The organism is Flavobacterium sp. LM4 (genome assembly GCF_002017935.1).
Classification (GTDB): Bacteria; Bacteroidota; Bacteroidia; order Flavobacteriales; family Flavobacteriaceae; genus Flavobacterium; species Flavobacterium chungangense.
The window spans coordinates 1856589-1877641 of record NZ_MUFW01000001.1 but is presented as its reverse complement, the minus strand read 5'-3'; the positions used below and the strand labels follow the sequence as shown (position 1 = coordinate 1877641).

The following is a 21053-nucleotide window of genomic DNA, read 5'->3' as shown; positions in this document are numbered from 1 at the left end:
TTTACATATAAAAAATCCCAAACTCCTTAACTGGAATTTGGGATTTTAAACTTTTATAAATTTGATTAATTATTATTCGAATGTTTTTTCAATGAAAGGTAAGAAACAATTCCACTGCTCATCATCAAGATTCCTCCAAGTATAAAAGGCATTCCCGGAAATTCAAAAGGCGCGTCCTGATGCGTAAAATAATAAAAAAGACCCGACATTACCGGTGGACCGATAATCGTTGCAGCACTCATTAAACTGGCAATTGTACCCTGAATTTCTCCTTGTTCTGTTGGCAAAACATGGCCGGAAATTATGGCTCGCAATGCAGGTCCGGCTATTCCCGCAAGACAATACGGAATCAAAAAGAGAAACATCATCCAGCTTTCTGAAACAAAAGCAAACAAAAACATGGCAAGGGTGTATAAAGACATTCCAATATAGATACTTTTTTTGTTTCCTAATTTTTTACTGGTCCATCGTATCAAACCGCCCTGAACGAGACTTACTAAAACTCCGACAACGCCCAGCGAAATTCCGACCATCTTTTCGTTCCAGTTAAATTTATACATCGTAAAATAACTCCAGTTACTTTCCACGGCATGTGCTGCTATGTAAATCAAAAATAAGGCAATCAGCAATCCATAAAGCGAAGGATATTTCCTTAAGTTCAAAAAAGCACCAATCGGGTTAGCTCTTTTTAGATTAACTGATCTCCTATTTTGTTTTGATAATGATTCGGGTAGAATAAAATATCCGTACAGAAAATTAAGTAGACACAAAACTGCTGCTGCATAAAACGGAATTCTCGATCCGTAATGTCCCAGAATACCACCCAGAACTGGCCCAATTATAAATCCGAGTCCAAAAGCTACACCAATCATTCCGAAATTTTTGGCTCTGTTTTCCGGCGTACTCACATCGGCTATATATGCCGAAGCGGTTGAAATACTTGCCCCGGTTAATCCGGCAATTATTCTTCCTATAAAAAGCCATGTAATGGTTGGAGCAAATGCCAGTAAAACATAATCCAGTGCAAAAGCAAAAAGGGAAATTAAAATTATAGGTCTTCGCCCAAATTTATCACTTAAATTACCAATTAACGGCGCAAACAAAAATTGTGTCATCGCATAAGCAAATGTCAACCAGCCTCCATATTTTGCAGCTTCACTCACATCTCCGTGTATTAATTCTTTAATCAGTTTTGGAATAACCGGAATGATGATTCCCCATCCGGTAATATCGATTAACATGGTGATGAAGATAAAGCCTATTGCTGCCTGTTTTTTTTTGGTTGACATAAATGAGTTGGTTAGTTAGGCAAATAAACAAAAAATCCGTTTAGAAGTTCTAAACGGATTTTTTTATTTCTAAGAATTTATTTGATTACAACTCTAATGCTCTTTTAGCATCTCCGTTCATCAATAATTCTACCGGATTTTCTAAAGCTTCTTTAACAGCCACTAAGAAACCAACTGACTCACGTCCGTCGATGATTCTGTGATCGTAAGAAAGAGCAACATACATCATTGGGTGAATTTCAACTTTACCGTTTACAGCGATTGGACGCTCGATAATGTTGTGCATTCCCAAGATTCCTGACTGAGGAGGGTTGATGATTGGAGTAGATAACATACTTCCGAAAACACCACCATTAGTGATTGTAAAAGTTCCACCAGTCATATCGTCAACTGTAATTTGACCGTCACGAGCTCTTAAAGCCAATCTTTTGATTTCAGCTTCGATTCCACGGAAGGTTAAAAGTTCAGCATTACGAACAACAGGAACCATTAATCCTTTTGGTCCGGAAACAGCGATTGAGATATCAGCAAAATCGTAAGCGATTTTGTAATCACCGTCCATCATAGAGTTCACATCAGGATATAATTGTAAAGCTCTTGTTACTGCTTTTGTAAAGAAAGACATAAAACCTAAACCTAAACCACCATGTTTAGCTTTGAAAGCGTCTTTGTATTCATTACGAATTTGGTTGATTGGCGTCATGTTTACTTCGTTAAAAGTAGTAAGCATAGCTGTTTCGTTCTTAGCCGAAACTAATCTTTCTGCTACTTTACGACGTAACATTGATAATTTAGTACGCTCAGTTCCACGGCTTCCACCAGTTGGAGTTCCCATAGAAGGCACTGCATTTACAGCATCATCTTTAGTAATTCTTCCGCCTTTACCAGTTCCTGAAACAGTTGCCGGAGCAATATTTTTCTCGTCTAATATTTTTCTTGCTGCAGGAGATGGAGTCCCGGCTGCATAACTTGTTGCTGCCGGAGCCTGAACCGGAGCTGCTTTTGGAGCCTCAGCTTTTACTTCTGCTTTTGGAGCTTCAGCCTTAGGAGCTTCTGCTGCTGGTGCAGCTGCAGAACCAGATGGTTTTGCCGCATCAGTATCAATTAAACAAACTACAGCACCAACTGCTACTGTATCACCTTCTTCAGCTTTTAGTGTAATTACACCGCTCATTTCAGCAGGCAATTCAAGAGTAGCTTTATCTGAATCAACTTCAGCAATTGCCTGATCTTTTTCTACATAATCTCCGTCTTTTACTAACCAAGTTGCAATTTCAACTTCTTTTATTGATTCCCCTGGTGATGGGACTTTCATTTCTAAAATCATCTTATTTTTGTTTAAGGTTGTATTGTTTAAAGTTTCATGTTAATGTTAAAACTGAAACTCTAAACTTGAAACATTTTTTTATCTGAATAAATTTTTATCGAATACCATTCTGATTGCATCTGCATGACGGCGTTTTGCACGTGTATAACTTCCTGCTGCCGGAGCCGCGTAAGCTTTTAATGAAGCAAGTCTCCATTTTACAAGATCAAAGTTCATTAGCATAAAACTGTAAGCTCCCATGTTTTTAGGTTCTTCCTGTGCCCACACATAATCATCAGCTTTTGGATATTTTGCAATGATTTCTTTGATTTGTTCTGCAGGGAAAGGGAATAATTGCTCGATACGAACAATTGCCACATCTTTTCTTCCGTTGTTTTCTCTTTCAGCAGCAATATCATAGTAGAATTTACCGGTACAGAAAACCAGAGTTTTTACGTCTTTTTTGTTTACTGTATTGTCATCGATAGTTTCCTGGAAACTTCCTGTTGCTAATTCTTCAACTGAAGACACACATCTTGGATCTCGCAATAAACTTTTTGGAGAAAAAACCACTAAAGGTTTACGGAAATCTGTTTTCATTTGTCTTCTCAACAAGTGGAAAAAGTTCGCTGGCGTTGTACAATCGGCAACATACATATTGTGTCTTGCGCAAAGCTGTAAGTAACGCTCCATTCTTGCAGAAGAGTGTTCAGCTCCCTGACCTTCGTATCCGTGTGGCAATAATAAAACAATACCGTTTTGGTTGTTCCATTTATCTTCTCCACAAGAAATATACTGGTCAATCATAATTTGTGCACCGTTAGAGAAATCTCCAAATTGTGCTTCCCAGATTGTTAAAGCATTTGGGTTTGCCAAAGCATAACCGTAATCAAATCCTAAAACTCCGTATTCTGATAAAAGTGAATTGAATACTCCGAATTTTCCTTTTTTGTTTTCGATATTGTTCAGTAAGATTACTTCTTCTTCAGAATCTTCTACTTTAACTACCGCATGACGGTGTGAGAATGTACCACGCTCTACGTCCTGACCAGAAATTCTGACATCAAATCCTTCAGTTAAAAGAGAACCATAAGCCAATGCTTCTGCAGTTCCCCAATCTAAGGTGTTGTTATCGTATCCTGTTTTTCTGTCAGATACAATTTTGTTGATTTTATTGATGAATTTTTTATCCGAAGGTAAAGTTGAAATCGTATTGATAATTGAATCCAGGCCTTTTTTATCGAAAGAAGTATCTACCTTTTTCAACATTACATCATCAGAAACCTGCTGGAATCCTTTCCATTCATTTTGCATAAATGGAGTAATGATTGTCAACGCCTTTTTACGGGATGCTTCTAAATTTTGTTCAAGATCTGCTTTGTATTCTTTTTCAATTGTGTTTACATAATTGGCATCAATAACGCTTTCTGATAAAAGCTTTTCAGCATAAATATCTCTTGGGTTTTGATGTTTTGCAATGATTTTATATAAAACCGGCTGTGTAAAACGAGGTTCATCACCTTCATTATGACCGTATTTTCTGTATCCTAATAAATCGATAAATACGTCACGTCCAAACTCCATTCTGTAATCTAATGCAAAAGATACTGCGTGTACAACAGCTTCTGCATCATCGGCATTTACGTGTAATACAGGCGAAAGTGTTACTTTGGCAACGTCTGTACAATAAGTTGATGAACGCGCGTCTAAATAGTTTGTTGTAAATCCAACCTGGTTGTTGATTACGATATGAATGGTACCTCCGGTTTTGTAACCGTCTAATTGTGCCATTTGGATAATTTCATAAAGCAAACCTTGTCCTGCGATTGCAGCATCTCCGTGAACAGCGATTGGTAATACTTTTGAAAAATCATCAGCGTAATATTTATCTTGTTTTGCTCTTGTGATTCCTTCAATAACAGCTCCAACCGTTTCTAAGTGTGAAGGATTTGGTGCTAAATTGATATTGATGCTTTTTCCTGTTCTTGTTTTTTTGTCGGCTGTAAGACCTAAGTGGTATTTTACGTCACCGTCAAAATATTCCTGATCATAATCTTTACCGTCAAATTCGCTAAAGATATCCTGAGTAGATTTTCCGAAGATGTTTGCCAAAACGTTCAAACGGCCACGGTGCGCCATTCCCATTACAAACTGCTCTACTCCTTTTTCAGCAGCTTTTTCGATCAAAGCATCCAAAGCCGGGATGATGGTTTCACCACCTTCTAATGAAAATCGTTTTTGGCCGACATATTTAGTATGCAAAAAGTTCTCGAAAGAAACAGCTTCATTTAATTTATTAAGGATAGTTTGTTTTTCTTCAACAGAGAAATTAGGCTGATTGTTGTTAACACCCAATTTATCCTGAATCCATTTTACAACACCAGGGTTTCTGATGTACATATATTCAACACCAATATGCTGACAGTAAATTGCTTTAAGACGGGTAATGATATCCTGCAGAGAGCAAGGAGCAACACCAATAACCTGTGCAGCATCAAAAACTGTAGAAAGGTCTGCAGTAGTTAATCCGAAGTTTTCAATATCCAAAGTTGGAGATGAAGTTCTACGGTCACGAACCGGATTGGTTTTGGTAAATAAATGACCACGTGAACGGTAGCCATCAATCAATTTCAATACGTTAAATTCTTTTTGTAATTTTTCAGAAACTTTACTGTAATCTGCGTTGTCGCTAGTAGTAGTTACATACTCAACGATTGTTTGCACAGGATTTTCGTCGTTATAAGTAGTCATTCCAAAGTCAAAGCCCTGAAAAAAACTTCTCCAGCTTGGCTCAACGCTGTCTGGGTTTACTAAATATTGATCGTATAATTGTGCAAAAAACTCGGTATGCGCTGCATTTAAAAATGAAAACCTATCCATAATATTTGAGTGAATATACTTTTTGTTATATAGAATGGCAAAAGTACAACAATCGATATTATTTAAATGATTTTTTTACGTACTTTTACGTAAAAATTTGTTAAAAATAGCCTAAACTATGAAGAAAATTCATCTTTCAATCGTTTTCAAATCATTTTTTGTGATTTTGATTAGCCTATTTTCAAATCTTACAATTGCACAGGACGAAAATAATGTAATCGATAACAATAAAGAGTTTTGGGACAAAGTGCAATTTGGTGGCGGATTGGGTCTTGGATTTGGCTCCGGATATACTGATATTTCTGTAATGCCAAGCGCTATTTATAATGTTAACGAAATTGTCGCAGTTGGATTAGGACTGCAGTTTGGCTATTTATCTTCTAAAAACCAATATCATTCTTACATATATGGGGGGAGTCTTGTCGGATTAGTAAACCCCATTCCCGAAATGCAGTTATCTGCTGAACTGGAACAAGTTAGGGTTAATACAAAATATGAACGCCTTGATAACGTACCCGGCTATTCAGATAATTACTGGAACACGGCACTATATCTTGGTGCTGGTTACAGAACCGGAAGCGTAACTGTAGGTGGTCGCTATGATGTTTTATTTAATGAAAAAAGAAGTTTGTACGGATCTGCGTTTATGCCTTTTGTGAGGGTTTATTTCTAAAGCTCAAATTACACAAAGACAACACGTTTTAGAAAGATCATGATTCTACTTATAAAAATTCCTGAACCAAACTTTCTGCCATTCTCTTTTTAGAATTAAAAAAGAAACCTCTTCAGCAAGAACAACCAAATCTGACCCGTCAAGTTGTTTGATTTCATTTTCAGGAACATCAATTATGTATAGCAAATTGAGGTATTCAGCAAATTTGTACTGAATCATTCGGTAGATTTTTTCGTGAAGCTGGATTTTTAATTCTTCCGGAGTGATGCTCAGCGGAAAATCTATGCCTTCGTTTGCCAAATTAAAATCTTTATTGAGCTGTTCAATTAATTTCAGATACAAAGAATCTTTTTGAGCTTCTTCGAATAATAAATCGGTATTTAATGGTGAAACATACATATTTTTTCAATTTCAAAATTCAATTTTAATGGCAATGGCAACTTTAAAATCAATTCAATTACAATCGATATTGGTTTTTATGGTTTTTGATTTCCAATAATCTACAATTTTAGACAAAAGAACATCGCCGCCTGCATAGAAAAATACAGCTCCCATTGGCGGATTGGCGGCGGGAATTAATCCGAAGGTTTTAGGCACCCATTTCCAGCATTGAAAATAAGTTCCGGCAAGCTCAATAAATATAACACAAAGGGCGATGAAATAATATAAATTCTGCCATTTTTTTCTCTTTAGAAGCAAAAAGAAAAAGATTCCGAAAACCAATGAAAAAACATCTTTCAGAAATATTCCAACTAATAAAAACAGTAATGTAAATCCAACTGCGAAATATTTTCTAAGAAATTTGTCGTTCTTAACTGCCCATTCTGCATGTGCAAAAACATAACCTGAAGCGTATACAATTGCATGACCAAAAGGAACATATAAAGGAATAACTGTAGTTCTGTAATGGTACATTCCGAGCAAAGTGCAAAAAATCACTTCTCCTATATAAGACAAGAAAACCATCACAAACATCAGTTTTCTTAAATAAGAACCGGAAACCCAAAAGAAAAAGGAGAAATAGAGTATTGCTAACAAGTTTGTAATTTGACGACCGTCAAAATATTGCTCATTAAAAAAAACACTGTCAATACCTAAAGCGAAAAGGGTAAAAAAAGGGAAGCAAGCAGCAAAAAACAATTGTTTTTTGGCATCACAATTTTGTTCATTAAAAAAAACAGAGCTTACAATAGCATTCATAAATTCTGATTTATTTTAAACCTTTCTGCCCATTAGGTTTTCTCCAAAAGTTTTCAGAATATTTTTCTTTTCTACACTGATATCCATTTTATCAAGTGTTTCAAAAGCCTTAAAAGTATACATTTCTATAGCTTTTTGAGTAGCTTCTGACGCACCGGATTCGTTAAAAATTGCTTTGGCATTTTCTATTTTATCAGTGTTATCCTCCAACTGCAAACTGAACAACTTTTTTAATTCTGCTGCTTTTTCAGAACCAGAAAACTCAACTGCCTTTAAGTACAAATAGGTTTTTTTGTTTTCGATAATATCTCCTCCTACTTGTTTTCCAAAAGTTTCAGGATCACCAAAAGCATCTAAATAATCATCCTGAAGCTGGAAAGCCAATCCTAAATTAAGTCCAAAATCATAAATTAAACAAGCTTCTTTTTCTGAGGTTTTTGCTGCAATGGCACCCATTTTCATTGCTGCAGCAACCAAAACGGCTGTTTTATATTCTATCATTTTCAGATATTCAGGAATTGTAACATCTGAACGGGTCTCAAAATCAACATCCCATTGCTGACCTTCGCAAACTTCAAGGGCCGTTTTACTGAACAGCTTTGCTAAATCCCTGAAAACTTCCGGTTCGTATTGTTCAAAATACTGATACGCCAAAATAAGCATAGCATCTCCAGAGAGAATTCCGGTATTCAGGTTCCATTTCTCATGTACCGTAACTTGTCCTCTTCGCAACGGTGCATCATCCATAATATCATCATGCACCAACGAAAAATTATGAAAAACCTCTACAGCCATTGCTGCCGGAAGTGCTACTTTATAATCAGTGTCAAAAACTTCGGCTGCCATTAGAGTTAGTACCGGACGCATACGTTTTCCGCCAAGACCTAAAATATATATAATGGGTTCATAAAGGTTAGTAGGCTCTTTGGTTCTGTTTTGACTTTTTAGATAACTAATAAAAAAATCCTGGTACTGACTAATATCGTGCATAAAATGGAATTCTGATTTACGAAGCCCAAAGATACAATTGAAATATGAATTTATTGTTTTTAAAATTTAAATGCTCATCAGAATTTAATATTACCTCATTTTTAATCCTTTAAAATTATTTTAAAAAAAACATGGAAACTTTTTTGGTGTTATGAGTTTCCTTTCTATATTTGCAAACGGAAACTAATAACACTAAAAAAGTTTCCAATATAATTTAAGCTTTTATAAACTCAATTAAATCAAATATTTATGAGAACAACATGGACCGTAGATTCTAGCCAGTCAGATGTTTTAATAAAAATGAGGCATTCGATAATTGCTTATTTGGGAGGAACTGCAAACAAATTTGATGGTTATGTAAATATCGAGGATAATGAAATTGAAGATGCATCAGTTGCTTTTTCATTAGATATAAACAATAAAGCAGATAGTTTTCAGCAAATCGACTCTCATCTGCAACTGAATGATTTATTTAATGTAAATGAGCATCCAATAATTAGTTTCAAATCAACATCTTTTCAAAAAGTAAATAATAATATCAACTTTTTTAAAGGAGACTTAACCATAAAAGATGTTACACGAGTTGTAGAACTTGACGCAGAGTTTATTGGTGTTAATAACTATAACGGAGAGAAAAAAGTTGCTTTTGAAATTAAGGGAGACATTAAACGTCAGGATTTTGGTTTAGACTATAATTCCTATAATCACAACGGAGGATTGGCATTGGGAAAAGATATCAAACTTATTGCAAATTTAGAATTCAGTATTTAAACCCTACATAATGAATAAGTTAATGTAAAATTATTACAAATATAATGGAAACTTTTTTTGTAACTTTAGTTTCCTAAATACTTTAGTAATAGAATTTGAAAATTAAAATGAGAGAGAAAATTATTTCAAAAGCAAGTGAATTATTTTTGAAACTGGGTTTCAAAAGCATCACAATGGATGACATCGCTTGCGAAATGTGCATTTCTAAAAAAACTATTTATAAATACTTCTGTAACAAAGAGGTGTTGATAGAAGAAAGTATTGGGGTGTTGCATAAAGAGGTACATCAAAGCATTGATGCAATAGTAAAAAAAGATTACAATGCTATTGAAGAAAATTTTGAAATTCGAAAAATGTTCAAAGAAATGTTCAATAGCGGAGACACCTCTCCAATGTATCAGTTAAAAAAACATTACTCTGAAACCTACAATAAACTAGTTAATAGAGAGATAAACGAATGTAATACGGTTTTTAAGCAAAATATCGAAAAAGGAATCCGAGAAGGATTTTACCGATCAGAAATACCCGTAGATAAATATGTGAAATTTTATTACACACTGATCTTTGAGATAAATGGAAATACGATTTCTGAAAAAGAGGCACAAGATTTAGAATTAGAAGCACTTGAATACCACACCAGAGCAATGTCGACTCCCTTAGGGATTCTAGAATTAGAAAAACAACTTAAAAAAATTATTACTTAAATATTCATCAATCTATGAAAAAAATCATTCTTATATTTTTGTGTACAATTGGTCTGTCGGCCAATGCACAGGTCACCACTTTAACTCTGAAAGATGCTGTTAATTATGCACTGCAAAATAAAGCTGATGCCAAAAAAGCAAAATTAGACGTTGAAAACAGCGAATACCAAATTCAGGAAGTTCGTTCAAGAGCTTTACCTCAAATTTCGGCTAACGGAAATTTAACTCATAATCCTATCTTACAGACAAGTGTAATTGACGGGGGTTCTTTTGGACAGCCTGGAACTACTATTCAGGCAAATTTTGGACAAAAATGGACCTCTGGAGCGGGAGTTTCATTAACCCAGGCTTTGTTTGACCAATCTGTTTTTACAGGTTTAAAAGCTGCTAAATCTACCCGTCAATTCTATCAGATCAATGATCAGTTAACAGAGGAACAAATAATTGAAAGAGTAGCAAACAACTATTATCAGGTATATGTTCAACGTCAGAAATTAATTTTATTAGACAGCAATTATGTCAATACAACTAAAGTTCGTGACATTATTAAAGGGCAATTTGATAACGGACTGGCAAAAAAAATCGATTTGGACAGAGTAAATGTAAAACTGTCAAACATCAGCACGCAACGTCAGCAAATCTTGAATGCCGTACAGTTACAGGAAAATGCTTTGAAATTTTATATGGGAATGCCTATGGAAACTCAAATCGAGATTCCACAATCTGAATTTGAAGTAACTCCGGCTGCATTAAGCGAAGCTCCTAATACTGCAAATAGAACTGAGTATCTGCTTTTGAAAAAACAGGAGGAATTATTAGTATTTCAGAAAAAATCAGTTGAAGCAGAATATTACCCAACTCTTTCTTTGTCTGCGGGATATAATTATATAGGACAGGGGCCTGAAATACCTTTGTTTGCAAAACCTGCAGATGGTGTATATTGGTCTGATTACGCATCAGTTGGTTTGAATTTAAAAGTACCCATTTTTACAGGATTTGGCACCCGTGCCAAGGTAAGACAGGCAGATGTAAAAATCAGATCACTTCAGGAGAATATTAAAGATACCCAACTTTCACTTGATTTAGAATACAAAAATGCGACGACTCAAATTCAGAATAGTTTGATTACAATTGAAAATCAAAAAGAGAATATGACTCTGGCAGAAGAAATTCTGAATAACACGAAAAATAATTATTTACAAGGACTGGCTTCATTAACAGATTTATTAGATGCAGAAAATGCATCGATAGAAGCACAAAACAATTATACCGCAGCTATATTAGATTACAAATTAGCTGAAGTAGCACTTATCAAATCAAAAGGCGAACTAAAAACTCTTATTAAATAACTAATTACAATGAAAAAAACTATTACAACGATCGTAATCATAATCGCAGCTTTGGGTGTGATAGGATATGTTTTAAGCAACAATAAAAAGGAGAACAAAGCAAAAACAGATATAGTGGCAGAAAAAAATGCTACTGTTTCAGTAAAAGTTACTCCTGTAAAAACAGAAGAGATCTCTTTAGATTTTGTTGCAAACGGAAATTTTGCTCCAACTCAGGAATTGACTTTTGCTGCAGAAAAATCAGGAAAAGTAATCAGCGTTCTAGTAAAAGAAGGAGATTACGTAAGAGTAGGTCAAAACTTACTGACCATGAGAGGCGATGTGATTAATGTAAGTGCACAACAAGCACAGGCCGTTTATCAAAATGCAAAATCTGATTTCAGCAGATACGAAAATGCTTTTAAAACCGGCGGGGTTACCAAACAGCAATTAGATCAGGCAAAATTGGCTTTAACAAATGCAGAGTCTAATTTAAAACAAGCCAATATAAATGTAGGTGACACAAAAGTAAAAGCTCCAATTAACGGATTTATCAATAAAAAATACATTGAGCCGGGATCTATTTTAACAGGAATGCCGGCAACTGCATTATTTGATATTGTAAATACATCTAAATTAAAATTAACAGTTACTGTAAATGAAAACCAGGTAGCGAGCCTTAAAAAAGGAGACAATATCAATGTAACTGCAAGTGTTTATCCAGACAAAACATTCTCAGGAAAAATTACTTTTATTGCTGCAAAAGCAGATGAAACTTTAAGCTTTCCTGTTGAAATTGAAATTGCAAATAACTCAAATAATGATCTAAAAGCCGGTATGTACGGAACTGCAAATTTTGCTTCAAAACAACAAAAACAAAACTTAATGGTGGTACCAAGAAATGCATTTGTTGGAAGTGTAAGCAGTAACGAAATTTTTGTTGTTGAAAATGGTAAAGCTAAATTGAGAAAAGTAACTGCCGGAAGAATTTTAGGTGATAAAGTAGAAATTATCAACGGATTATCTGATGGAGAAAAAGTGATTACCACAGGTCAGATTAACTTACAAGACGGAAATACAGTAGAAATTATTAAGTAAAAAAGTAATTAGTGATTAGTACTTAGTCCCTGGTTCATAGAATTAGGAAATTATTAAAAACTCTAAAACAGGGAATCATAAGACTAATAAGAAACTAAGGACTTAAAAAAAGAAACATATGAAATTAGCCGAAATATCCATAAAACGTCCGTCGTTGGTAATTGTATTGTTTACAATTCTGACACTTGGTGGATTATTCAGTTACAGCCAACTGGGCTACGAGCTGATCCCAAAATTTGAACAAAATGTTATTACCATTTCTACAATTTATCCGGGAGCTTCTCCAAGTGAGGTTGAGAATACGGTAACAAAGAAAATTGAAGATGCGATTGCGTCCTTAGAGAATATCAAGAAAATTGACTCAAAATCTTACGAGAGTTTGTCTATTGTGTCCATTACTTTGACTTCAAATGCAAAGGTTGATTTCTCTATGAATGATGCGCAGCGAAAAATAAATGCAATCATTAGTGATTTACCAGATGATGCTGAAACGCCTGCATTAACCAAATTCTCGTTGAGCGATTTACCAATTATGACAATTGGCGCCAATGGAAAAATGGATGAAGCAGCATTTTATGACTTAATTGATAAAAAAATTGCGCCTATTTTATCTCGTGTACAAGGTGTCGCACAAGTAAATATTATTGGTGGTTCTGAGCGTGAAATTCAGGTAAATCTGGATGCGGTAAAAATGCAGGGTTACGGGCTTTCAATCCCTCAGGTTCAGCAAACTATTTTGTCTTCAAACTTAGATTTCCCAACAGGTAACATTCAGACCCGTGATCAAAAAATATTAATTCGTTTAGCGGGTAAATATAAAAATGTTGAAGAACTAAGAAACTTAGTAGTTTCTTCTCAAAACGGAATTCAAATTCGTTTAAGTGATATTGCTGACGTTCAGGATACACAGAAAATAGCTGAAAAAATATCACGTGTTGATCAAAAAAGTGCGATTGTTTTACAAATTATTAAACAATCAGATGCGAATGCGGTTGCCGTAAGTGAGCAATTACTAAAAACAATTGCAATTCTTGAAAAAGATTATGAAAAAAACAATTTACAATTAGAAGTAGCAAAAGACAGTACAATTTTTACTTTGGAAGCTGCTGATTCAGTAGTTCACGATTTATTAATAGCCGTAATTCTGGTGGCTCTAGTAATGTTGTTCTTCCTGCACAGTATTAGAAACTCATTAATTGTAATGGTTTCGATTCCGGCATCGTTAATTGCAACTTTCATCGGAATTTATTTAATGGGATACACCTTAAACTTAATGAGTTTATTAGGATTGTCTCTGGTGGTAGGTATTCTGGTCGATGATGCAATTGTGGTTTTGGAGAATATTTACAGGCACATGGAAATGGGTAAAAGCCGAATTCGCGCTTCGTATGATGGTACAGCCGAAATTGGCGGAACCGTAACTTCGATTACCTTAGTAATTGTGGTGGTATTCCTGCCTATTGCAATGAGTTCTGGTTTAGTTTCTAATATTATTACACAATTTTGTGTTACTGTAATTATTTCAACTTTACTATCGCTTTTAGCTTCTTTTACTATTATTCCATGGTTGTCATCTCGTTTTGGGAAATTAGAGCATATTGAAGGAAAAAATTTATTCGGAAAAATTATTCTTGGTTTTGAAAATTATTTAACACGTTTTACAGACTGGGTTTCTCACTTATTAACATGGTGTTTAGATCATTATGTAAAAACTCTTGTTGTAGTACTTATTTTGTTCTTTGGATCTACAATTGGATTAATGGGTGGCGGTTTCATAGGTGGTGAGTTTTTCGCTGCATCAGATAGTGGTGAGTTTTTAGTTCAGATCGAAATGCCTAAAGACGCTTCGTTAGAACAAACTAACTTTATGACACAAAAAGCAGAAGCCTTTTTGAAAACGCAAGAATATGTTCACAGTCAAATTACAACAGTAGGACAAACTAGTGAAGGTCTTGGAGCATCACAAGCAACCGCTTACAAAGCAGAGATTGATGTTAAAATGATTGAGCAAAAAGATCGTACAGACGGAGCTTCTGTATACGCTGCTAAAATTAAACGTAAATTAGAAAAAGTATTAGTTGGTGCCAAAGTTAAGACGGTTCCGGTTGGTATTTTAGGAACAGCAGATAATGCTACTTTAGGCTTGATCGTAACAGGTCCTTCAACAGAAACTGCAATGGCTTTTGCTAAATTAGCTGAAGCAGAATTACGTAAAATCCCCGGAACAACAGAGATTAAATTAACCGTTGAAGATGGTAATCCTGAAATCAATGTTAAGGTAGATCGTGATAAAATGGCTGCTTTAGGATTGACTTTACAAACAGTTGGTTTAACGATGCAAACTGCTTATAGTGGAAACACAGATGGTAAATACAGAGCAGGCGAATACGAATATGATATCAACATTAAGTATAATGCTTTTGATCGAAAAAGTATTACAGATGTTAGTAATTTGATTTTTATTAATTCAGCCGGACAACAAATTAAATTATCCCAATTTGCAACTATTACAGAAGGTTCAGGCCCAAGCCAGTTAGAGCGTAGAGACAAAACGGCTTCGGTAACAGTACAAGGACAAAACGTTGGGGTTGCTTCTGGAACAATTGTTACCCAATGGCAGGAAAAATTAGATAAGCTTAAAAAACCAATTGGTGTAAACTATATTTGGGGAGGTGATCAAGAAAATCAAAGTGAAGGTTTTGGTACTTTAGGAATTGCTTTACTGGCTGCTATTATTTTAGTTTATTTGGTAATGGTTGGTTTGTATGACAGTTTTGTTCACCCTTTTGTAGTACTATTTGCTATACCATTATCCTTTATCGGGGCGATGTTAGCTTTAGCTTTGACCAACAATACATTAAACATCTTTACGATATTAGGTATTATCATGTTGATTGGTCTGGTGTGTAAGAATGCGATCATGCTTGTCGATTATACCAACCAGAGAAGAGCTGCAGGAGAATCGATCAGAACAGCATTAATACAGGCAAATCACGCACGTTTACGTCCAATTTTGATGACGACAATTGCGATGGTGTTTGGTATGTTCCCAATTGCATTGGCATCTGGAGCAGGAGCTGAATGGAAGAACGGTTTGGCATGGGTAATTATCGGGGGATTAATTTCTTCTTTATTTTTAACCCTGATTGTGGTTCCGGTAATTTATAATATTATGGAGAAAATTATTCATAAATTCTCTAAAGGAGATAAAATTGATTATGAAGCTGAAATGGTTGCTGATTATGAGCACATCGAATTAAGCGAAGACGGTTTTAACCCTAAACACACGCATTAGTTAATTGTTGATTTGATTTAAATTGAAAAACCTGTTCATTCATTTGAGCAGGTTTTTTTCTTACAATATCAAATGGGCTTAAAATGTTAATTTTTTAAATAAAAATACGTTTTAAATTTTGATTAATATTTTATTTAGAATAAATAAAAATAATTTGCGTAGTTGCTATTCAAAACCTAAATTTGCGCTATCAAAAACAATTCTAAATAAGATGAAAATAAGATTTACAATACCACTATTAAGTTTATTCTTTATTTTGTTAACTGGTACATCAATCAGTGCACAAGAAAAAACAACTATAAAAGGTAAAATAACTTTAAACAACAATGAAACACCAGAAAATGTTTCTGTCATATTAAAAGGTACCCGTTTAGGTACTATTACGGACGAAGCTGGAAATTATAAAATAAAAAATGTAAAACCTGGATCTTATACCATAAAAGTATCAGGTGTTGGCTATTCTACTAAAGAAAAAAACATAATTATCAATGACGGTGAAGAACATATTGAAAATTTCACTATCTCTACTAACTCGGAAGAATTAACTGAAGTAGTTATTAATGCCGGTAAAACAAATCATTTTGCCCGAAAAGAAAATCAGCAGATATCCAGACTGCCTCTTAAAAATCTTGAAAATCCACAAGTCTATACAACAATAACTGGCGAGGTCTTAAAAGAACAGGTAGTAACTAATTTTGATGACGCTTTAAAAAACGCTCCTGGAGTAACACAACTTTGGGCTTCTACCGGTCGTGGAGGTGATGGTGCAGGATATTATTCGCTGAGAGGATTTTCTGTACAACCAACGATGGTTAATGGATTACCTGGTTTAACAAATGGAAGTTTAGACCCGGCAAATATTGACAGAATCGAAATTTTAAGAGGTCCTTCCGGAACTTTATTCGGAAGCAGTTTAATATCATACGGAGGGGTAATTAACACCACAACCAAAAAACCTTACAAAGGATTTGGTGGCGAAATAACTTATACAACTGGAAGTTATGCTTTAAACCGAGCAACAGTAGATCTTAATACTTCATTAAATGAAAAGAAAACATTAAATTTCAGAGTAAACTCTGCATATAATGACCAAAATAGTTTTCAGGATGCGGGTTTTAGAGAATCGTTCTTTATCGCTCCGTCTTTATCTTATGAATTAAATGATAAATTATCATTCTTAGTACAAACTGAATTTATGAGCAATGAAACTACTAACCCAACCATGTTATTTTTTGACAGGGGATATCCGTTAAGAGTTCATAATATTGACGAACTAAAATATGACAATAAACGCTCCTATACCAGTGACGAGTTAACTATTAAAACACCTTCTTTTAACATACAGGCTCAAATATTTTACAAACTTTCTGATCAATGGACTTCACAGACTGTTTTCTCAAATAGTACCTCAAAATCTGAGGGTTACTATTCCTACCTGTATGAAGGGACACAATATTTCCCAACTATTACTGAAGGAATAGTCTTGGGTCGTTATTTTAATTATCAGGAAAACAACAACAAAACTACTGATATCCAACAAAATTTTATTGGTGATTTTAAAATCGGAAGCTTAAGAAACAGACTGGTTGTTGGCTTAGATTATTACAAAAGAACTTTTGCAGACCATAGTTCAAACTATGCTGCAAACGGCTACATTTATATTGGGGATAATTTAGCTTCTTTCAATAGTGTTTTTGGTACTTCAAACGGAGATACGGGTGTTTTGACTAAAGAAAGGTCTGATGCACTATTAGGTAATGCCCCAAGAAACAGCAGTAAAACAAAACAAGAAACTTACAGCGCCTATTTTTCAGATGTGTTAAACATTCTTCCCAATTTATCAGCTATGGTAAGTTTACGTGCGGATCGTTTTATGAATGCTGAAAATGACGGTTACAACCAAACCGCATTTTCTCCAAAATTTGGAATCGTATATCAGCCAATTTTAAATACGGTTTCTATTTTTGCTAATTACATGAACGGATTTTCAAACGTAGCTCCGGCTGCAGATGTCAATGGCACAGTTACAACAGCAAGAACATTTGGACCTGAAAGAGCGAACCAATTGGAAGCAGGAACAAAATTAAATCTTTTCAAAGATAAACTCTACGCAACTGTAAGTTACTACCAAATAAAAGTAACTGATCAGGTTTACAGCATTAGACCAAATGCAACTGACGTTACTTATTATACCAATGGAGCACAAGAAAATAAAGGTATAGAAGCTGAAATAGTTGCCAATCCAATTAATGGTTTAAACATTATTGCAGGTTACAGTTACAACGAATCTCTTTTAACTGCAGGTGATTTAGATTTTATCGCCCGCAGACCTGAAAGTGCCGGACCGGTGCAAATGGCAAACCTTTGGGCTAGTTACAAATTTACAACAGGAGTACTAAGAGGATTTGGATTAGGGTTTGGAGGAAATTATTTAGGAGACAATAAAATCATGAACAGATGGACATCTGGAGAATTTACAATACCTGAATACGTTGTTTTCAACTCTTCTTTGTTCTACAACGCAGAAAAATTTGGAATAAACGTAAAATTAAACAACATTGCAAACAAAGAAATCTATGACGGATGGTCAACGGTTCATCCAAAAGATCCTAGAAGTATTGCTGCAAGTTTCACATATAGATTCTAATAAAAATTAGTAACAAAACACCTTTCTGTTTAATTAGAAAGGTGTTTTAAAATTCATAAATCATGATAACAACAGCAAGTCTTATCGTTTTTTTAGCTTTTTACACCTTATATTATACTTCGAAAAAAGCTGTTCTATCCTATGATTTAGGTTTCGAAAAATGGATGCAGAAAAACCCAAAACAAACCAAAATCACCGGATTAGTTTTACTCTTGACTGCTTATGGTTTTTGGCTTTTTACAAAATCTTTGGGCTGTGGTACTTTACTATTTTTTATTCAGCTTATGGCAGTAGGGAGTTTAATTGTAGTATTGACTCCGTTAAAAAAAATAAGTCGCTCATCTTTATTGATTCTTTTTATAATAATCGGTTTATTAGAATTTTATTACTCCTAATCATGCCCGCAAATCCAAAATACTTAACACAATCAAAGTGGCAACGGTTTGCCAAAATTACTGCTGCCATTCTGGGCGGCTATTTTGTTTCTGTAACATTTCATTTGGCTTTAGCCAGCTGGTTGAATCGTGCAGATGTTCTGATTACAATGGCTTTTAGCGGCTTCATTCTTTGGGTAGCCCTAATGATTGTTGCTTTTTTAGCCAAAAACGGATGGAAAATCTGGTTGAGTTACCTATTCCTTTCATTTGTTTTCTCTCTTTTAATCTATTTAGGACAAACGTATAATTAACACTATGAGTAATCGTAATTATAATATTTATTTTCACACCCATACCGTTAGCGGCATTGTCATTAGTGTTGTTCTTTTTGTGATATTCTTTGCCGGATCATTTTCTTTTTTCAGGGACGAAATCATCAATTGGGAGCGAAATGAATCGACTTCTTATTCAAAAGAAATTGATTTAAACTATGATACCGCCTTAAAAAAACTGGATAATGAATATATTTTGCACGGGCGAAATATCACTATTTCTAAGCACAGTAACGAAAAAAGGGTTAGCATTTATCTGGAAGGAACAAAAGATACTTTGGCTTCGGCTAAACAAAAAGAAGGAAGCTTTTTTTATTTAGATACCAAAAACTATAAAAGATCAACTTATGAAGAATCTTATTCATTGGGAGAGTTTTTATACAGACTTCACTTTTTGGCTCAGATTCCTTATCCTGTGGGATATTATCTATCGGGATTTATCGCTTTGTTTTTCTTATTTGCAATAGTAACAGGAGTTTTATTACACTGGAAAAAAATTGTGTCTAACTTTTATGTTTTCCGTCCAAAAGAAAAACTAAAAACATTATGGACAGATGCTCATACCGCATTAGGAATGATTGGTTTACCTTTTCAATTTGTATATGCGGTAACAGGTGCTTTTTTTATGATTAAGCTTCTAATAGTAGCCCCGGCTGTAATGGTCCTTTACAAAGGCGACCAGGATAAATTATACAAAGAACTTGAATATAAGGATCCTGAATATAAGTTTGATAACAAAAAATTAGTATCTCCTTATAGTATTGATCAATTAGTTACAAAAGCAAAAAACAATTGGAAAGATTTTGAAATAAACCGTGTTATGATTCAAAATTATGGAGATACCAATATGCATGTTATCGTAGAAGGTGAATTATTAAGCACCAAAAAATTTACAGGAATCGGAAAAGTAGTTTACCGTATTTCTGATTCAAAAGAGGTTGCAAAGAAAAATCCTGAAACGGAAAACAATTATTTAGATGTTGTAAAAAATGTTTTGTACCGCATCCATTTTGGTGATTATGGTGGATATGCCTTAAAAATAATAAGTTTTGTTTTAGGCATTATAACCTGCTTCGTTATTATTTCGGGAGTAATGATTTGGTTAGTTGCAAGGAATAAGAAAAATATGCCTGAAAAAAAACGACGTTTTAATGAAGTTGTGGTCCGAATTTATTTGGCTATTTGTTTAAGCATGTATCCTATTACGGCATTGGCTTTTATAGCTGCTAAACTGTTTCATCCTTTAACTCAGTCTAATTTATACAGTATTTATTTTATTGGATGGTTATTGCTTACAATCTTTTTTATCATCAAAAAGAATGATGCTTTTACCAACAAATGGTGTTTAATCTCAGGAAGTATTTTAGGTTTGTTAATCCCGATAACAAATGGAATAATTACAGGAAATTGGTTTTGGAATTCTTTTATACAAAACCAGATTCAGATTTTCTTTATTGATGTTTTTTGGATTGTTCTGGCTTCAATTACACTATATGTTGCTTTTTCATTAAAACCAAAAGAAAGCAACTAATTGTGACAATTAATTAATTGAACAAAAAAGGGAGAAAATTTTACAAAATTTTCTCCCTTTTTTCATTAACTAAAATTATATTAATTTCTATTTGCTATAATCTTTTCTTCTAAGCTTTTAACTGAATTAATTTTGCTGTTTGAATAATCTACCTGGCAAATGTTTTTGTCATTAAAGAAAATCCATTTTCCACTTTTCAAGCCATCTTTGTATTCAGCGATAGCTTTCTTATTTCCGTTCTCGTCATAAGACACCCAAACACCATCTAATTTACCTTCTTTAAAAAAACCTTCCTGTTGTACTTTACCATTTTCATAATAATAAGTAGCTCTTACTTTGTTTCCAACAGCTTCCAACTCAGGTTTTGTCTCTTGTGCAACTAAAATTCCAGAGAACAATATTGCAACTAAAATTACACACTTTTTCATATCTTTAGGTATTAATGTTATCAAATCTTTATCAAATATAATTAAATGTTTACATTAAAAAAACTTTTGCTTAACAATTTGGTAACATTAGATAAAATCTTAACATTGGAAATCAACCGAATATAAAAAACCCAACGCTGAAGCATTGGTTTTACTGGTATTTTTAAAAATAAACAAATTACGACAACGTTGTAAATTTGGAAG

Annotated in this window: 17 protein-coding genes; 10 read left to right on the top strand and 7 right to left on the bottom strand. The window is 34.1% G+C overall.

Annotated features, from left to right (window positions below; translation table 11 throughout):
* Positions 1-65: 65 nt before the first annotated feature.
* The 3 genes from BXU10_RS08430 to BXU10_RS08420 all read right to left on the bottom strand — a co-directional run bounded on the left by BXU10_RS08430 (position 66) and on the right by BXU10_RS08420 (position 5475).
* Positions 66-1289 (bottom strand): TCR/Tet family MFS transporter, encoded by a 1224-nt coding sequence (locus tag BXU10_RS08430; RefSeq protein WP_078226959.1) that lies wholly within the window; start codon positions 1287-1289, stop codon positions 66-68.
* 85 nt (positions 1290-1374) lie between these two features.
* Entirely contained in the window at positions 1375-2616 is a 1242-nt protein-coding gene (gene odhB / locus BXU10_RS08425; RefSeq protein ID WP_078226958.1) for a 2-oxoglutarate dehydrogenase complex dihydrolipoyllysine-residue succinyltransferase, read from the bottom strand.
* Between the two features lie 78 nt (positions 2617-2694).
* Positions 2695-5475 carry a 2-oxoglutarate dehydrogenase E1 component gene (locus BXU10_RS08420; protein WP_078226957.1) on the bottom strand — a complete coding sequence of 927 codons (2781 nt, stop codon included), beginning with the start codon at positions 5473-5475 and terminating at the stop codon, positions 2695-2697.
* Between the two features lie 118 nt (positions 5476-5593).
* Here BXU10_RS08420 and BXU10_RS08415 point away from each other — a divergent pair, with 118 nt between their 5' ends.
* Positions 5594-6148, top strand: coding sequence for a hypothetical protein (locus tag BXU10_RS08415; protein WP_078226956.1), 555 nt, complete (start codon positions 5594-5596; stop codon positions 6146-6148).
* A 45-nt stretch (positions 6149-6193) separates the two neighbouring features.
* On the opposite strand, the gene BXU10_RS08410 is transcribed toward BXU10_RS08415, so the two are convergent.
* From BXU10_RS08410 to BXU10_RS08400, 3 genes are read right to left on the bottom strand one after another with little or no spacing between them, the layout of a single operon-like run.
* Positions 6194-6547 (bottom strand): hypothetical protein, encoded by a 354-nt coding sequence (locus BXU10_RS08410; RefSeq protein ID WP_078226955.1) that lies wholly within the window; start codon positions 6545-6547, stop codon positions 6194-6196.
* Positions 6548-6601: 54 nt separating this feature from the next.
* On the bottom strand, positions 6602-7348 hold the full coding sequence (locus tag BXU10_RS08405; protein ID WP_078226954.1) for a hypothetical protein: 747 nt from the start codon (positions 7346-7348) through the stop codon (positions 6602-6604).
* Between the two features lie 15 nt (positions 7349-7363).
* Positions 7364-8338, bottom strand: a complete 975-nt coding sequence (locus tag BXU10_RS08400; protein ID WP_078226953.1) for a polyprenyl synthetase family protein — start codon at positions 8336-8338, stop codon at positions 7364-7366.
* Positions 8339-8587: 249 nt separating this feature from the next.
* On the opposite strand from BXU10_RS08400, the gene BXU10_RS08395 reads away from it, so the two are divergent.
* The 9 genes from BXU10_RS08395 to BXU10_RS08355 all read left to right on the top strand — a co-directional run bounded on the left by BXU10_RS08395 (position 8588) and on the right by BXU10_RS08355 (position 20421).
* Complete coding sequence (locus tag BXU10_RS08395) at positions 8588-9109, top strand: YceI family protein (protein ID WP_078226952.1); 522 nt, start codon at positions 8588-8590, stop codon at positions 9107-9109.
* A gap of 107 nt (positions 9110-9216) precedes the next feature.
* Entirely contained in the window at positions 9217-9813 is a 597-nt protein-coding gene (locus BXU10_RS08390) for a TetR/AcrR family transcriptional regulator (protein ID WP_078226951.1), read from the top strand.
* Positions 9814-9827: 14 nt separating this feature from the next.
* Complete coding sequence (locus BXU10_RS08385; RefSeq protein ID WP_078226950.1) at positions 9828-11162, top strand: TolC family protein; 1335 nt, start codon at positions 9828-9830, stop codon at positions 11160-11162.
* A gap of 9 nt (positions 11163-11171) precedes the next feature.
* On the top strand, positions 11172-12239 hold the full coding sequence (locus tag BXU10_RS08380; RefSeq protein ID WP_078226949.1) for an efflux RND transporter periplasmic adaptor subunit: 1068 nt from the start codon (positions 11172-11174) through the stop codon (positions 12237-12239).
* A 118-nt stretch (positions 12240-12357) separates the two neighbouring features.
* A complete protein-coding gene (locus tag BXU10_RS08375) occupies positions 12358-15534 on the top strand; it encodes an efflux RND transporter permease subunit (RefSeq protein WP_078226948.1) in 3177 nt (1058 codons plus the stop codon).
* Between the two features lie 211 nt (positions 15535-15745).
* The gene (locus BXU10_RS08370) at positions 15746-18181 is read left to right on the top strand and encodes a TonB-dependent receptor (protein WP_078226947.1); all 2436 of its coding nucleotides are present in this window, start codon (positions 15746-15748) and stop codon (positions 18179-18181) included.
* A 62-nt stretch (positions 18182-18243) separates the two neighbouring features.
* A complete protein-coding gene (locus BXU10_RS08365; protein ID WP_078226946.1) occupies positions 18244-18576 on the top strand; it encodes a hypothetical protein in 333 nt (110 codons plus the stop codon).
* Between the two features lie 2 nt (positions 18577-18578).
* Complete coding sequence (locus BXU10_RS08360; RefSeq protein WP_078226945.1) at positions 18579-18869, top strand: hypothetical protein; 291 nt, start codon at positions 18579-18581, stop codon at positions 18867-18869.
* A 4-nt stretch (positions 18870-18873) separates the two neighbouring features.
* Entirely contained in the window at positions 18874-20421 is a 1548-nt protein-coding gene (locus tag BXU10_RS08355) for a PepSY domain-containing protein (RefSeq protein ID WP_078226944.1), read from the top strand.
* Between the two features lie 80 nt (positions 20422-20501).
* Here BXU10_RS08355 and BXU10_RS08350 read toward each other — a convergent pair whose 3' ends face one another.
* Positions 20502-20849, bottom strand: a complete 348-nt coding sequence (locus tag BXU10_RS08350) for a toxin-antitoxin system YwqK family antitoxin (protein WP_031454078.1) — start codon at positions 20847-20849, stop codon at positions 20502-20504.
* Positions 20850-21053 lie beyond the last annotated feature (204 nt).